This is a genomic window from Mesorhizobium sp. WSM4906, assembly GCF_029674625.1.
GTDB lineage: Bacteria > Pseudomonadota > Alphaproteobacteria > Rhizobiales > Rhizobiaceae > Mesorhizobium.
Genome location: NZ_CP121355.1, coordinates 142,414 through 156,482, shown reverse-complemented (window position 1 = coordinate 156,482; position 14,069 = coordinate 142,414). Strand labels below are relative to the sequence as shown.

The window sequence follows — 14,069 nt, the reverse complement described above, 5'->3', positions numbered from 1 at the left end:
CATCTGCCCTGCCGCTCGGGCCACTACTCCACGATCCGGAAGATCTGCCAGACGCTGGTGCCCGACACCACATAGGGCTCCAGCTCCTTGCCCCATTTGGCGTGCGCTTCGATCTTGGCGATCTTGGCGAAGAATTCCTCCAGCTGGGCCAGGCTCTCGACCTCGTGGTGGGCCTCGATCGTCGCTTCCCGCGCGCCGACTGAACCGGTCATGAGTCGGAACTTAAGGTCGGCGAGGCCGACCTGCGAGCCGATCTCGCGCTCCCATTTCCGCATCAGTTCCAGTGCGGTTTGCTTGTGCCCGAATTTGGCATCGATCTGCCATCTGGCGCTGAACATTTGCTTCTCCTCCCTGATTTGCGGTTGAGCCGCGGTTGGTCTACTCGTCCCAGGCCTGCACGACCGTCTGCCGTGCAATGCGGCCGTTCTTCAGTTCCAGCATCGCCGCGCATAACACTTTCGTGCCGTCCGGATAGGCGCAGGCTTGCGTGAAGGCGAGGCTGTCGCCTTCGGCGATTGTGGTGTCGACCTTGTGGGTCATCGCCCGGCTGCAGATGTCGTCCCAGAACGTGGTGATCGCCGCGCGGCCGCGGATTTCGCGCGGCTTGCTCGGCGGGTTGTTGCGGTCGATCACGCGCACCAGCGCGTCATCGGTGTAGAAGCTTGAAAGCAGCCTGCCGTCACGGCCCTCGATCGCCTTCTTGATCGCCGCGCCGTCCACAATTTGTGTCTTGGTCAGCATTTTGATCTCCATGGCCCGTCTGACCGGGCATTCGATTGGGGCGCCGCCCGGCACACGTGCCGGGCAGCGAGTTCTCACTGCGACTTCGCCTTGACGGCGGTGAACAGGTCGTCGGTCTGCTTCTTGAAGGCGGCGAGGTCGACCTGGCTGCCGTTGAGCATGGTCGACCAGTGCCGCACGATCGCCGCCATCGCCACGGCCTCCTTGATCTCCTCGTCGCTCGCGCCGTTGGCCTTGGCCGCCAGCGTGTGGAAATAGATGCAGTACTGGCACGGGATCTGCGAGGCGACCGCGAGGCCCATCAGTTCCTTGGTCTTGCCGTTGAGGGCGGTGTTCGGATTGAGCTGGACGCCCTTGATCTCGGCCCAGGCGCCGGCCACGGCGACGTCCGGCAATGTCTTGAACATATCTGGCACCGAGCCGAGCGTCGCCTGGATGTCCTTGTAGGCGGCGGTGGCCGAAGCGTCTTCGGCCCGAGCCGAGGTGATGGCCAGCAATGCGCCTGCGGCAAATGCCAGCAATCCGATCTTGCGATTCAGTTTCAGCATTTCATCCTCCATTCGCAGTGCCGTCTCGGCGACATCGCCCGGCCTGCATGGGAAGAATTCGTAACCCTTAAGGCGCTTCGCCCGCTTCGCTCGAAAGCGCCATGGCTCTCATGGCCCGTCCGGGCCAGCGTGCCTTGCCGAGAACGCCGCCGCCGCTGCCCGCGACGGCAGGTCGAGCTTGAGCAGTATGTTGGCGACGTGCCGCTTGACCGTATGCTCGCTGAGTTTCAGCTCGGCGGCGATCGCCGCATTGCTCATGCCGTCCGCGATCAGGCTCACCACCTCGCTTTCCCGGGCCGTCAAGGCGACCGGCTCCATTGCTTTGGGTTTGGGGCGGCAGGCGGGTTCCAGATGCTGTTCCGACGTCGCCTGTACCACCGGCAGCGGCTCGCCCAATTCGTCGAGGGTGATGCGGCCGGCGTCGACGAAATGCAGGCCGGAGCCTACCGCGAGTTCGGCGACCAGCCGCGAGGCTAGGATGTCCCCGCGCCCGGCATGGGTGGCGAGCTGTATCGTCACCCGCGCCGTCAGGCCGACCGGCGCGCCGCGCATTTCGATCTCGCCGACATGCACCCCTTGCGCGCTCGCCACGCCGATCTGCTGCGCGGCGTCGCGCAGCGCCGCCGCGCAGCGTATGGCGCGCGCCGGCCCATCGAAGCGCGAGATCATCAATTCGCCATGCGTGCCGGCGACGCGCCCGCCATGGCGGCCGACCAAGAGCCGCCATGTCTCCTGGAAGCGCTGGCTGCGTTCGCTCCACATGCGGTCGCCGAGCTTGGCCGTGTCGTAGATGCGCGTCACCAGCAGCGCGGCGAGCACGCGCTCGGTGTCGGCGACCGCCGGCTGGCCGGTCAGGAACTCCTCGATCAGGTCGGCCACGCGGTCGACGTCTCCGGTCCAGATCGGATGGTCGCGGCCGGGGATTTCGACCAGCCGGGCACCGTGGATCTTCCTGGCGAGGAAGCGGCTGGCCTCCGGGTCGACGCGCGCGTCGTTGCGGCGATGGACGAGCAGCGTCGGCGCGCTGATCGCCGGCAGTATGCCGCGCACGTCGATGCCGGCATTCATGCGGGCAAGGGCCGCGGCGGCGGTCGGGCTGGCCGACAGCCGTTCGAACCGCGCCCACCACCGGGAAAAATGCGTGTCGTCCACCCGGCCCGGCGCGAAATTGGGCAAGGTCGCGCCGGTGCCCCAGGAGGTCTCCGCCGTCTCGATGAAGGCTTCCAGCCGCTCCGGCGGCATCACCCATTTGTGGAAATGCGCATAGCCGCCGTAAAGCACCAGCGCCCGCGTTCGCTCCGGATAGGTGGCGCCGAACAGCATCGCCATTGGCGCGCCTTCCGATGCGCCGAGGATCGCGGCGCGGCCGCTGCCGGCGGCATCCATCACCGCGCGCACGTCGTCCATGCGGGTCTCGAGGCTCGGCAGGTGACGGGTGTCGACGCGGTCGGAAAGGCCGGTGCCGCGTTTGTCGAACAGGATCAGCCGCGAGAAGGCCGAGAGCCGTTTCAGCAGGCGGCTGTAGCCTTCGTCTTCCCACTGCAGGTCGAGATTGGAGATGAAGCCCGGCACGAGGACGAGATCGAACGAACCCTGGCCGACCACTTGGTAGGCGATCCGCATATCCCCGCTACGGGCGTATCTGGTCTCGATCGGCCTCACGCAACTGCCCCCGTCCGGCCAGACGAATTCCTGCGCCGAGCATAGCAGAGACGGGCCGCTTGCGGCAGCCAAACTTTAGAGGGCGGAAATATAAGACCTCTGGCGCCGAGGGGTGCGGCCCCTATTTGTGCGGAACTGCGCCCTCGGCATCGGCGGGCCTGGCATAGCCGAGGCTCTTGTCGGCCTGTTCGGGAGTCAGCGGGCGCTTGATCTTGGCCGAGGCGGCGATCACCAGGTCGTCGAAATCCTCCGGATCGCCGTCCAGCAACTCGAAGAACTGTCGCCGCATCCTGGGCTCCCAGAACTTGTTGATGTGCTCGGCAACGCCGGTAATGCCTTCCTCGCGCGGCTTCGAATGGAAGAAGGTGGCGATCTGATTGGCCATGCGCACCAGCTTTTCCTTGGTGCTGGCGATGTGGTCTTCGTCATGCGACATGCTTGGCAACTCCGGAAGCCACCCGGTCGGGGTGGGTGAAAATATCGAAATCGTCGCCGCGCACCAGCGCCACCAGCGTCATGCCGGCAGCCTCAGCTGTGCGGATGGCAAGTGCGGTCGGCGCCGAGACCGCCATGATGATCGGCGCGCCGATGGCAGCTGTCTTTTGCACCATCTCCACCGACACGCGCGAGGTGACGACGACGGCGCCGTTTGCGCCGTCGATGCCGGCTTTCGCCAGCGCGCCCGCGAGCTTGTCCAGCGCGTTGTGCCGGCCGACATCCTCGCGCGCCATCACGATGCCCTTGCCGGGAACGTAGAAGCCCGCGGCGTGCACCGCGCCGGTTTTTGTATGCAGCGGCTGCAGCTTCGACAGAAGCTTGACCGAACGGATGACATCCTCGGCCTCAAGCGTAAGCTTCGACGCACCCACAGCGTCGACCGAACGCATCGCTTCCTCGATGGATTCGATGCCGCACAGGCCGCAGCCGACGGGTCCGGCGAGCCGGCGCCGCCGCGCCTGGAAGCGCGTATTGGCCTTGTCCTTCAGCTTGATCTGGATGTCGATGCCGGCGCCGAGATCCTCCACCTCGATCGCTTCGATCTCTTCCGGGTCGGCAATGATGCCCTCGGTCAGCGAGAAGCCGAGCGCGAAGTCCTCGAAATCGGAGGGGCTTGCCATCATCACCGCATGGGTGGTGCCGGCATAGGAGAACGCCACCGGCGTCTCCTCCGGCACCATGCGGTTCGCGGCCGCGGTGCCGCCGGCGCGACGCGCGAGACGAGAGATTTGAGTGACAGGAGGGCGGGTCACGAGGCGTACCCCTCTGTACTGCCTGTCCTCCGCGACAGCTTTGGACGCACGCGCCTTTCCTCTCCCCCGTCGATCGGGGGAGAGGTGTCAAGCGAAGCTTGACGGAGTGGGGGTCGATCAGCCGTCAAGATTGAAGCTCTTGCCTCGACACATCTACTCCGCCGCTTCCAGCGGGGCGATGCGGCGGCTCTGGCGAGCCTGCTCGTTATACTCCCTCTGCCACTCGGTCGGGCCGTTGGACGGCGCCACCTGCACGGCGGTGACCTTGTATTCCGGACAGTTGGTCGCCCAGTCCGAGAAGTCGGTCGTGATCACGTTGGCCTGCGTGTCCGGATGGTGGAAGGTCGTGTAGACGACGCCGGGCGAGACGCGGTCGGTGATCAGCGCGCGCAGCGTGGTTTCGCCGGAACGGCTCGCCAGCCGCACCCAGTCGCCGTCGCGGATGCCGCGATCCTCGGCGTCGTGCGGATGGATCTCCAGCCGGTCCTCGGCATGCCATGTGACATTCTCGGTGCGCCTGGTCTGCGCACCGACATTGTACTGCGACAGGATCCGCCCGGTGGTGAGCAGCAGCGGGTAGCGCGGTCCGGTCCGTTCGTCCGTCGCCACATATTCGGTGCGGATGAACTTGCCCTTGCCGCGCACGAAGCCGTCAACATGCATGATCGGGGTGCCGAGCGGCGCCTTCTCGTTGCAGGGCCACTGCACCGAGCCGACGCGGTCGAGCAGCTCGAAGGAGACGCCGGCGAAGCTCGGCGTCGTCTTGGCGATCTCGTCCATGATCTGCGACGGATGCGTATAGTTCCAGTCGAGGCCGATAGCGCGGGCAAGCACCTGCGTCGCCTCCCAGTCGGCGTAGCGCGCCTTCGGCTCCAGCACCTTGCGCACCATGTTGATGCGGCGCTCGGCATTGGTGAAGGTGCCGTCCTTCTCGAGGAAGGTCGAGCCCGGCAGGAAGACATGCGCGTAATTCGCCGTCTCGTTGAGGAAGAGGTCGTGCACGACGACGCATTCCATCGCGGCGAGGCCGGCGGCGACATGCTTGGTGTCGGGATCGGACTGCAGGATGTCCTCGCCCTGGATGTAGATGCCCTTGAAGGAGCCGTCGACGGCGGCATCCAGCATGTTGGGGATGCGCAGGCCGGGCTCTTCGTCCAGCTTAACGCCCCACAGGCTCTCATAGATGTCGCGCACGGCTTCGCCGGAGATGTGGCGATAGCCCGGCAGCTCGTGCGGGAAGGAGCCCATGTCGCAGGAGCCCTGCACGTTGTTCTGGCCGCGCAGCGGGTTCACGCCGACGCCCGGACGTCCGATATTGCCGGTGGCCATGGCAAGGTTGGCGATCGCCATCACCGTCGTCGAGCCCTGGCTGTGCTCGGTGACGCCGAGGCCGTAATAGATCGCGCCGTTGCCGCCCTTGGCGTAGAGGCGCGCGGCACCCCGAATCGCCTCCGGATCGACGCCGGCCAGCTTGCCGACGGTCTCCGGACTGTTTTCCGGCAGAGCGACGAAGGACGCCCAGTCCTGGAACTCGGCCCAGTCGCAGCGCTCGCGGATGAAGGCTTCGTCGAACAGGCCCTCGGTGACGATGACATGCGCCAGCGCCGTCAGCACCGCCACATTGGTGCCGGGCTTCAGCGGCAGGTGGTAGTCCGCCTCGACATGCACCGACTTCACCATCTCGGTGCGGCGTGGATCGAGCACGATCAGCTTGGCGCCCTGACGCAGCCGCTTCTTCAGTCGCGAGGCGAACACCGGATGGGCGGAAGCCGGGTTGGCGCCGATGATGACGGCGACGTCGGTAAATTCGACCGAATCGAAGTCCTGCGTGCCGGCCGAGGTGCCGTAGGTCTGGCCGAGCCCGTATCCGGTCGGCGAGTGGCAGACGCGGGCGCAGGTGTCGACATTGTTGTTGCGGAAGCCCTGCCGCACCAGCTTCTGCACCAGATAGGTCTCTTCGTTCGTGCAGCGCGAGGAGGTGATGCCGCCGATCGAGCCGCGTCCATACTGATACTGGATGCGGCGGAATTCCTTCGCGGTGTGGGCGATCGCCTCTTCCCAGGTCACCTCGCGCCACGGATCGGTGATCTTCTCGCGGATCATCGGCGAAAGGATGCGGTCCTTGTGGGTGGCGTAGCCATAGGCGAAGCGGCCCTTCACGCAGGAATGGCCGTGGTTCGCCTTGCCGTCCTTGTAGGGCATCATGCGGATGACCTCGTCACCCTTCACTTCGGCCTTGAACGAGCAGCCGACGCCGCAATAGGCGCAGGTGGTGACGGCCGAGCGCTCCGGCATGCCCTTTTCGAGCACCGTCTTCTCGCGCAGCGCGTCGGTCGGGCAGGCCTGCACGCAGGCGCCGCAGGACACGCATTCGGAAGCGATGAAATCCTCATGCATGCCGGCGACCATGCGGGACTCGAAGCCGCGGCCCTCGATGGTCAGCGCGAAGGTGCCCTGCACTTCTTCGCAGGCGCGTACGCAGCGCGAGCAGACGATGCACTGCGCCGGATCGTAGGTGAAATAAGGGTTGGATTCGTCGCGGGCGATGTAGTCGACGGCCAAAGAGCCATGGCCGGGCGCCACGCCGCCTTCTTCCTTGACGTGGTTGCGCCCTTCGACGCCGTAACGGTTCTCCGTGAGACCGACCGACTTTGCCACCGCGTCGAACTCGCTGGCGCCGGTTCCGGCCTTCTCGTTCCAGCCGGTCGGATGGTCGGAGACATAGAGCTCCATGACGCCGCGTCGGATGGCGTCGAGCCGCTCCGACTGCGTGCGCACCACCATGCCTTCGCCGACCGGCGTGGTGCAGGAGGCCGGCGTGCCGCCGCGGCCTTCGATCTCGACAAGGCAGACGCGGCAGGAGCCGAAGGAATCCAGCATGTCGGTGGCGCAAAGCTTCGGGATCTCGACCCCGCCTTCCATCGCCGCGCGCATGATCGAGGTGCCTTCCGGCACGGTGATGCTCTGCCCGTCGACCGTCAGCGTGACCTGCTTCGTCGCTTTCGACTCCGGCGTGCCGTAGTCGATCTCTTCGATGAGTGTCGGGAAGTCGGCCCTGATGTTCATCTGCCAGCTCCTATTCAGCAGCCACGCGCGTCGGCGCGGGCTTGAAATCCTCGGGGAAATGCGTGATCGAGCTCATCACCGGGTAGGGCGTGAAGCCGCCCAGCGCGCAGAGCGATCCGAACTTCATCGTGTTGCAGAGGTCGCTGACCAAAGCGAGGTTCTTCTCCGCCTCGATGCCGGCGGCGACCTTGTCGAGAACCTCCATGCCGCGCGTTGAGCCGATGCGGCAGGGCGTGCACTTGCCGCAGCTCTCGATGGCGCAGAACTCCATGGCGAAGCGCGCCTGCTTCATCATGTCGGCGCTGTCGTCGAACACGGTGATGCCGGCATGGCCGATCAGTCCATCGCGCTTGGCGAATTCTTCGTAGTCGAACGGCGTGTCGAAAAGCGCGCGCGGGAAATAGGCGCCGAGCGGGCCGCCGACCTGCACCGCTTTCACCGGACGGCCCGAAGCCGTGCCGCCGCCGATCTCGTCGACGATCTCGCCGAGCGTCAGGCCGAAGGCCGTCTCGAACAGCCCGCCATGCTTGACGTTGCCGGCGATCTGGATCGGGATCGTGCCGCGTGAGCGGCCCATGCCGAAATCCTTGTAGTAGGCGGCGCCCTTGTCCATGATGATCGGCACGGAGGCCAGGCTGATCACGTTGTTGATCACCGTCGGCTTGCCGAACAAGCCCTGGATCGCCGGCAGCGGCGGCTTGGCACGTACCACGCCGCGCTTGCCCTCGAGGCTGTTGAGCAACGAGGTTTCTTCGCCGCAGACATAGGCACCTGCGCCGACGCGGATCTCCATGTCGAAGGCATGAGGCGAACCCAGCACGTTGGCGCCGAGCACGCCGGCCTTGCGGGCGATCGCGACGGCCTTGTTCATCGTCGCCACCGCATGCGGATATTCCGAGCGGATATAGACGAAGCCCTTGGTCGCGCCGGTGGCGATGCCGGCAATCGCCATGCCTTCGATCAGCACGAAGGGATCGCCCTCCATGATCATGCGGTCGGCGAAGGTGGCGCTGTCGCCCTCATCGGCGTTGCAGACGATGTATTTCTGGTCGGAAGTCGTATCGAGAACCGTCTTCCACTTGATGCCAGTCGGGAAGCCGGCGCCGCCGCGGCCGCGCAAGCCGGACTCCGTGACTTGGCTGACGATGTCGGCCGGCGCCATGGCGACGGCTTTCTGCAGCCCGTTGAGACCGCCATGCGACTTGTAGCTGTCGAGCGACAAAGGATCGATGACGCCGCAACGGGCAAAGGTCAGCCGCGTCTGCTTGGCGAGGAAGGGAATCTTGTCCGGCGCGCCGAGCCAGCGCTTGTGATGGCCGCCCTTGAGGAAGCCGCTGTCGAACAGGCTCTTGACGTCCGACGGCTTCACCGGCCCGTAGGCGATGCGGCCTTCGGCGGTGGCCACTTCCACCATCGGCTCCAGGAAATAGGCGCCGCGCGAGCCGTTGCGCACGATCTTGGCCTCGACGCCGCGCTCCGTGAGTTCCTTCTCGATCGCCTTGGCGACCTTTTCGGCGCCGAGCGCCAGCGCGCCGGAATCTGCGGGGATGTAGATGCGCGGGATCATGAACGCACCTCCGCGACGATCTCTTCGATCTTCTCGTCATCGAGCCGGCCGATCACTTCGCCATCCAGCATCGCCGACGGCGAGCAGGCGCAAAGCCCGAGGCAGTAGACCGGCTCCAATGTAACCGATCCGTCACGAGCGGTCTCGTGGAAATCGATGCCGAGCAGTTGCTTGACCTTGGCGGCGACCGCCTCCGAGCCCATCGACTGGCAGGCTTCCGCCTGGCAGAGCTTCAGCACGTGTCGGCCGGCGGGCTGGGCGCGGAAATCGTGATAGAACGTGACGACGCCGTGCACCTCGGCCCTGGACAGGTTCAGCCCGTCTGCGATGACCGGCAGGGCCGCCTGCGGCACATGGCCGAATTCTTCCTGGATGCCGTGGAGGATCGGCAGCAGCGGACCTTCGAGGCCCTTGAACTCGTTGACGATCGCCGCCGTGCGCGACGCGATCTCGGTACTTGCAGGCTGCATCGGCATGCAGCGCCCTCCCTGGTCGTGGCGGCCCAACATATGTCACCCCAGAATATAGAGCGGTTTCGGGGCAACGACATGCAAAGGGCGCATTATCGCTAAGTCCTTACGAAATCAGAGGAAACCCCTGAGATCAATAAAGCTCTCCCGTCGCTTGATAGAAAATTTCTATCAAGGACGATCGGTCCGCATTGTCTAGCCTAGCGATGGGCGCGGAAATCGTCTGCCAGCGCCATCGCCTCGTCCAGCAGCGCCTGCACCAGCGGCGTATGCGGCTCGCGCGGCGCCGCCACCAGCCCGACCGTGTGGCTGGCATCGGGATCGACGATCGGAATGGCCCGGATCGGTTCGGAAAAACCGAATGTCTCCGCCAGGTTGAGCGGCATGATCGACGACCATTTGCCGGTCCGGATATGTGAGAACAGCACGATCATCGAGTTGGATTCCAGCGTCGGCCGCACCTGTACGCCGGCTTCGGCCAGATGCTGGTCGATGATGCGGCGGTTCTGCATGTCCGGCGTCAGCAGGCAGAGCGGCAGCTGGCTGATCTCGGCCCACGTCACTTTGTCGCGGTCGGAATAGGGGTTCCCGACCGCCGTGATCAGCTGGTAGCGCTCGTCATAGAGCGGCACGCTGGTCACCCGCCCCAGCGGCTCGTTGTCGAGATAGGTGATGCCGGCATCGATATCGAGATTGCCGAGCAGCGTCAGCACCTCGATCGAGGTGCGCGACAGCACCGAGAAGGTGACGCCGGGATGCTTTTCGCGGAACGGCGTCGTCAGTCGCGCCACCATGGCGAGCGCGGTCGGGACGGCGGCGATGCGGATGCGGCCGGACAGGCCGTGGCGCGCCGCCCGCATCTCCTCGCGCATGGTCCTTGAATCTCCGACGATGCGTCGAGCCCATACCAGTACCTGCTTGCCTTCCGGCGTCAGGCCCTGGAAGCGCGAGCCGCGCAGCACCAGCATGACGCCGAGCTGCTCTTCGAGTTGCTTGATGCCGGCCGACAGCGTCGGCTGGGTGACGCCGCACACCTCGGCCGCGCGGCCGAAATGCTCTTCCCTGGCGAGCGCAATGAAGAATTCCAGCTTGTCGATCATGTCATCCGATCCGCGGTTTGCCCAAGGTCGGGGAAATCGCCCTGCTGCGCAAGACGCACGGCCAATCGGATCTCATCCACATTTTTGAGCCGGCTATCTGTTTTCCCGCGCCGCGCATGGCGCTATGTGGGACGGGCGGAAGCAGGGAGGACGAGATGCTGGGTTGGTTTCGCAAGCTGTTGCCCCGCGAGGATCGCTTCTTCGACCTGTTCGAACGGCATTCGCGCACGGTGGTGGGCGGCGCCGAGGCGCTCGAGCGGCTTCTCCAGGGCAAGGACATCGACCGCTGGTGTCAGACGATCATCGACCTCGAGGACGAGGCGGACGGCATCACCGCGGAGGTCCTGCTTGCCGTCAGGCGCTCCTTCATCACGCCCTTCGACCGGCGACATCAAGGATCTGATCCAGTCGATGGATGACGCCATCGACATGATGCACAAGACCGTCAAGACGGTGAAATTGTTCGAGATGAAAGAGTTCGATCCCCTGATGCGGGAAATGGGCGGCGTCATCGTCCAGGCTGCCCGATTGGTCGCGGAGGCCATCCCGCTGCTCGGCAAGGTGGGCGCGAACGCCGCGCGCCTGAATGCCATAGCCGAAGAGGTCATGCGCGTCGAAGGCCGCGCCGACGACCTGCACGAGCAGGGCCTGAAGGACCTGTTCAAGCGACACGGCCGCAGCGACCCGATGGCCTATCTGATTGGCTCGGAGATCTACGGTCAGCTGGAAAAGGTGGTCGACCGTTTCGAGGATGTCGCCAACGAGATCAGCGGCATCGTCATCGAGAACGTTTAGGCGATGGACGCCACGATCGCCTTTCCCCTGCTGGTCGGCCTCGTCGCCGTGGCGCTGTTCTTCGATTTCCTCAACGGCCTGCACGATGCCGCCAATTCGATCGCGACCATCGTTTCCACCCGCGTGCTCAGGCCGCACTATGCGGTGTTCTGGGCGGCTTTCTTCAATTTCATCGCCTTCCTGTTCTTCGGCCTGCATGTCGCCGAGACGGTTGGAAAAGGCATCGTCGACGCCAGCATCGTGACGCCGGCGGTGATCTTCGCCGCGCTCGTCGGCGCCATCGTCTGGAACATCGTCACCTGGATCGTGGGCATTCCGTCGAGCAGCTCGCATGCGCTGATCGGCGGGCTGGTCGGCGCCGGTGTCGCCAAGGCCGGAACCGGCGCCATCGTCTGGTCCGGGCTCGGCAAGACGGTCGCGGCGATCGTGCTTTCGCCGGCTACCGGATTCGTCCTGGCGCTCGTTCTCGTTCTCATCGTCTCCTGGCTGTTCGTGCGCCAGACGCCGTTCGCCGTCGACAGCTCGTTTCGTGTCCTGCAGTTCTTTTCCGCCTCGCTCTATTCGCTGGGACATGGCGGCAATGACGCGCAGAAGACCATGGGCATCATCGCCGTGCTGCTCTATTCGCAAGGCATGCTCGGCCAGAGCTTCTATGTGCCGCTCTGGGTGGTCATCACCTGCCAGTCGGCGCTGGCGCTGGGCACGCTGCTCGGCGGCTGGCGCATCGTTCACACCATGGGCTCGAAGATCACCCGGCTGAACCCGATGCAGGGTTTTTGCGCCGAGACGGGCGGCGCCATAACGCTTTTTGCCGCGACGTGGCTCGGTGTCCCCGTCTCCACCACGCATACCATTACAGGGGCGATCATCGGCGTCGGCGCCGCCCGCCGCGTCTCGGCGGTGCGCTGGGGCATAGCCGGCAACATCGTCGTGGCATGGGTCATCACCCTGCCGGCGACAGCGGCGATTTCAGCGCTCACCTACCTCGCCACGAGGCTGGCCGGATGATGCGGCCCGCCTGCGTCTGCGGGCGAAGCTACTTTCCCACGAGATTCAAGATGTTCCCGTCGGGATCCTTGAACCATGCGACTTTCATGCCGTGGCCGACGTGGATGTCGCCCTTGAGCGACAGACCGGGCATATCGTAGTGCTCGAAGCTGACGCCCTTCGAGCGCAACGACTTGACGATCGGTTCGATCTGGTCGCCCACCGCCCAGGTTACCGCCGTCGCCTTGTTGGTGCCGGCGAATTGCGAATGATAGACATTGATGACCGTGTCGCCGCTTTCGTAGACGATCAGCTCGCCGTCCATGTCGTCGACTTGCTTGAGGCCGAGCGTTCCCGCGTAGAAGGCCTTGGCCTTCTCCAGATCCTTCACCGCGAGATTGGCTGTCGCGTTGCTGTGTTCGAGCATGACTGTCTCCTTTCTCCGTTGGCCGCTCCCAGTTGGCTGCCGCGCCCGAAACCAGGACGATGGAGTAACCTGGAAGATAGGGTTGCACTGTCTTCCGGCGACCGCGGCCTGCGCAATCGGGATGCATCTTTCTTGAAGACGAAAGACGCCCGCAAAACCCGACAAGCGAGCGCAAGTTTTTGAAGGCATGTCGCCGCACATGTCGTTCCGGAGCTTGGTTCTCTGCGGGAACTGCATTATCTGAACCGGCAAACGCTTGGGAAAAAGCTCATGTCCGTCAGCAAGGAAACCGTTATCGAGCGCCTGAAGACGGTCAACGGACCGGATTTCACCGGCAATATCGTCGACCTCGGCCTGGTCTCGGAGATTTTCATCGCCGATTCCAAAGTGTTCTTCTCGATCACCGTTCCCGCCGCCCGTGCGCAGGAGATGGAGCCGCTGCGTGCCGCCGCCGAGCGCGTGGTGAAGGCCATCCCCGGCGTCGCCAGCGCCGTCGTTGCGCTGACGGCGGAAAAGAAGGGCGGCGGCATGGAAGCGCCGGTTCGGCCGCGTCCGGCTCCGCAGGCAGCGCCGCCGCACCCAACTCCCCAGGCAGCGCCGCAGCGTCCAGCGCCCGCTTCGCACAGCCACGGCAAGCGCGGCGTGCCCGGCATCGATGCGATCATTGCGGTGGCCTCCGGCAAGGGCGGCGTCGGCAAGTCGACCACCGCCGTCAACCTGGCGCTCGGCCTTGCCGCCAATGGACTGAACGTCGGCGTGCTCGATGCCGATATATACGGGCCGTCGATGCCGAGGCTGCTCAACATCCATGGCCGGCCCCAGACCGTCGATGGCAAGGTCCTGAGGCCGATGCAGAATTATGGCCTCAAGGTGATGTCGATGGGTTTCCTCGTCGATGAGGAGACGCCGATGATCTGGCGCGGCCCGATGGTGATGTCGGCGCTCACCCAGATGTTGCGCGAGGTCGAGTGGGGGCCGCTCGACGTGCTGGTTGTGGACATGCCGCCCGGCACCGGCGATGCCCAGCTCACCATGGCCCAGCAGGTACCTCTCGCCGGCGCCGTCATCGTCTCGACGCCGCAGGACCTTGCGTTGATTGATGCGCGTAAAGGGCTCAACATGTTCAAGAAGGTCGACGTGCCGGTGCTCGGCATCGTCGAGAACATGAGCTATTTCCTCGCGCCCGACACCGGCAAACGCTACGATATTTTCGGCCATGGCGGCGCGCGCCGCGAGGCCGAGCGTCTTGGCGTCACCTTCCTGGGCGAAGTGCCGCTCGAAATGGGTATCCGTGAAAGCTCGGACGCCGGTTCGCCGGTGGTGGTGGCGAAGCCGGACGGCGCCGAGGCGAAGATCTATCGCGACATCGCCAAAAAAGTCTGGGACAGGGTCCAGGAGGAGCGCGGCGCGTCGGAAGCCGCCGTGCCGTCGATAGTTTTCGAGTAGCGCGGATATC

At 65.0% G+C, this 14,069-nt stretch carries 13 protein-coding genes and 1 pseudogene; 3 read left to right on the top strand and 11 right to left on the bottom strand.

The window, feature by feature from the left end; translation table 11 throughout:
• Positions 1–23: 23 nt before the first annotated feature.
• From QAZ22_RS00740 to QAZ22_RS00695, 10 genes are all read right to left on the bottom strand, one after another.
• The gene (locus QAZ22_RS00740) at positions 24–338 is read right to left on the bottom strand and encodes a hypothetical protein (RefSeq protein WP_278077318.1); all 315 of its coding nucleotides are present in this window, start codon (positions 336–338) and stop codon (positions 24–26) included.
• Between the two features lie 40 nt (positions 339–378).
• A complete protein-coding gene (locus QAZ22_RS00735; protein ID WP_278205037.1) occupies positions 379–741 on the bottom strand; it encodes a nuclear transport factor 2 family protein in 363 nt (120 codons plus the stop codon).
• A 74-nt stretch (positions 742–815) separates the two neighbouring features.
• A complete protein-coding gene (locus QAZ22_RS00730; RefSeq protein ID WP_278205036.1) occupies positions 816–1,289 on the bottom strand; it encodes a carboxymuconolactone decarboxylase family protein in 474 nt (157 codons plus the stop codon).
• Between the two features lie 108 nt (positions 1,290–1,397).
• Entirely contained in the window at positions 1,398–2,912 is a 1,515-nt protein-coding gene (locus tag QAZ22_RS00725; protein ID WP_278205035.1) for an alpha/beta fold hydrolase, read from the bottom strand.
• A 160-nt stretch (positions 2,913–3,072) separates the two neighbouring features.
• Positions 3,073–3,387 carry a formate dehydrogenase subunit delta gene (locus QAZ22_RS00720; RefSeq protein WP_278077314.1) on the bottom strand — a complete coding sequence of 105 codons (315 nt, stop codon included), beginning with the start codon at positions 3,385–3,387 and terminating at the stop codon, positions 3,073–3,075.
• Complete coding sequence (gene fdhD, locus QAZ22_RS00715) at positions 3,377–4,201, bottom strand: formate dehydrogenase accessory sulfurtransferase FdhD (protein WP_278205034.1); 825 nt, start codon at positions 4,199–4,201, stop codon at positions 3,377–3,379. Before fdhD ends, QAZ22_RS00720 begins: the two co-directional genes overlap by 11 nt.
• 153 nt (positions 4,202–4,354) lie before the next feature.
• Positions 4,355–7,267 (bottom strand): formate dehydrogenase subunit alpha, encoded by a 2,913-nt coding sequence (gene fdhF / locus QAZ22_RS00710; RefSeq protein ID WP_278205033.1) that lies wholly within the window; start codon positions 7,265–7,267, stop codon positions 4,355–4,357.
• Positions 7,268–7,277: 10 nt separating this feature from the next.
• Positions 7,278–8,834, bottom strand: a complete 1,557-nt coding sequence (locus tag QAZ22_RS00705) for an NADH-quinone oxidoreductase subunit NuoF (protein WP_278205032.1) — start codon at positions 8,832–8,834, stop codon at positions 7,278–7,280.
• Positions 8,831–9,310: a formate dehydrogenase subunit gamma gene (locus QAZ22_RS00700; protein WP_278205031.1), complete on the bottom strand. Its 480-nt coding sequence runs from the start codon at positions 9,308–9,310 to the stop codon at positions 8,831–8,833. Before QAZ22_RS00700 ends, QAZ22_RS00705 begins: the two co-directional genes overlap by 4 nt.
• 194 nt (positions 9,311–9,504) lie before the next feature.
• Entirely contained in the window at positions 9,505–10,404 is a 900-nt protein-coding gene (locus tag QAZ22_RS00695; protein WP_278077309.1) for a LysR family transcriptional regulator, read from the bottom strand.
• Positions 10,405–10,559: 155 nt separating this feature from the next.
• Here QAZ22_RS00695 and QAZ22_RS00690 point away from each other — a divergent pair.
• Both QAZ22_RS00690 and QAZ22_RS00685 read left to right on the top strand, forming a co-directional pair.
• A pseudogene (locus tag QAZ22_RS00690) lies at positions 10,560–11,199 on the top strand (DUF47 domain-containing protein).
• 3 nt (positions 11,200–11,202) lie between these two features.
• Entirely contained in the window at positions 11,203–12,207 is a 1,005-nt protein-coding gene (locus QAZ22_RS00685; protein WP_278205030.1) for an inorganic phosphate transporter, read from the top strand.
• A 28-nt stretch (positions 12,208–12,235) separates the two neighbouring features.
• On the opposite strand, the gene QAZ22_RS00680 is transcribed toward QAZ22_RS00685, so the two are convergent.
• On the bottom strand, positions 12,236–12,613 hold the full coding sequence (locus tag QAZ22_RS00680; protein WP_278205029.1) for a VOC family protein: 378 nt from the start codon (positions 12,611–12,613) through the stop codon (positions 12,236–12,238).
• 270 nt (positions 12,614–12,883) lie between these two features.
• On the opposite strand from QAZ22_RS00680, the gene QAZ22_RS00675 reads away from it, so the two are divergent.
• Complete coding sequence (locus tag QAZ22_RS00675; RefSeq protein ID WP_278205028.1) at positions 12,884–14,059, top strand: Mrp/NBP35 family ATP-binding protein; 1,176 nt, start codon at positions 12,884–12,886, stop codon at positions 14,057–14,059.
• The last annotated feature ends 10 nt before the right edge of the window (positions 14,060–14,069 follow it).

Bases quoted from the DNA above. Each gene is read 5' to 3' on its own strand.
- QAZ22_RS00740 (WP_278077318.1), bottom strand. From the start codon at position 338: ATGTTCAGCGCCAGATGGCAGATCGATGCCAAATTCGGGCACAAGCAA.
- QAZ22_RS00735 (WP_278205037.1), bottom strand. From the start codon at position 741: ATGCTGACCAAGACACAAATTGTGGACGGCGCGGCGATCAAGAAGGCG.
- QAZ22_RS00730 (WP_278205036.1), bottom strand. From the start codon at position 1,289: ATGCTGAAACTGAATCGCAAGATCGGATTGCTGGCATTTGCCGCAGGC.
- QAZ22_RS00725 (WP_278205035.1), bottom strand. From the start codon at position 2,912: ATGCGGATCGCCTACCAAGTGGTCGGCCAGGGTTCGTTCGATCTCGTC.
- QAZ22_RS00720 (WP_278077314.1), bottom strand. From the start codon at position 3,387: ATGTCGCATGACGAAGACCACATCGCCAGCACCAAGGAAAAGCTGGTG.
- fdhF (WP_278205033.1), bottom strand. From the start codon at position 7,267: ATGAACATCAGGGCCGACTTCCCGACACTCATCGAAGAGATCGACTAC.
- QAZ22_RS00705 (WP_278205032.1), bottom strand. From the start codon at position 8,834: ATGATCCCGCGCATCTACATCCCCGCAGATTCCGGCGCGCTGGCGCTC.
- QAZ22_RS00700 (WP_278205031.1), bottom strand. From the start codon at position 9,310: ATGCCGATGCAGCCTGCAAGTACCGAGATCGCGTCGCGCACGGCGGCG.
- QAZ22_RS00695 (WP_278077309.1), bottom strand. From the start codon at position 10,404: ATGATCGACAAGCTGGAATTCTTCATTGCGCTCGCCAGGGAAGAGCAT.
- QAZ22_RS00685 (WP_278205030.1), top strand. From the start codon at position 11,203: ATGGACGCCACGATCGCCTTTCCCCTGCTGGTCGGCCTCGTCGCCGTG.
- QAZ22_RS00680 (WP_278205029.1), bottom strand. From the start codon at position 12,613: ATGCTCGAACACAGCAACGCGACAGCCAATCTCGCGGTGAAGGATCTG.
- QAZ22_RS00675 (WP_278205028.1), top strand. From the start codon at position 12,884: ATGTCCGTCAGCAAGGAAACCGTTATCGAGCGCCTGAAGACGGTCAAC.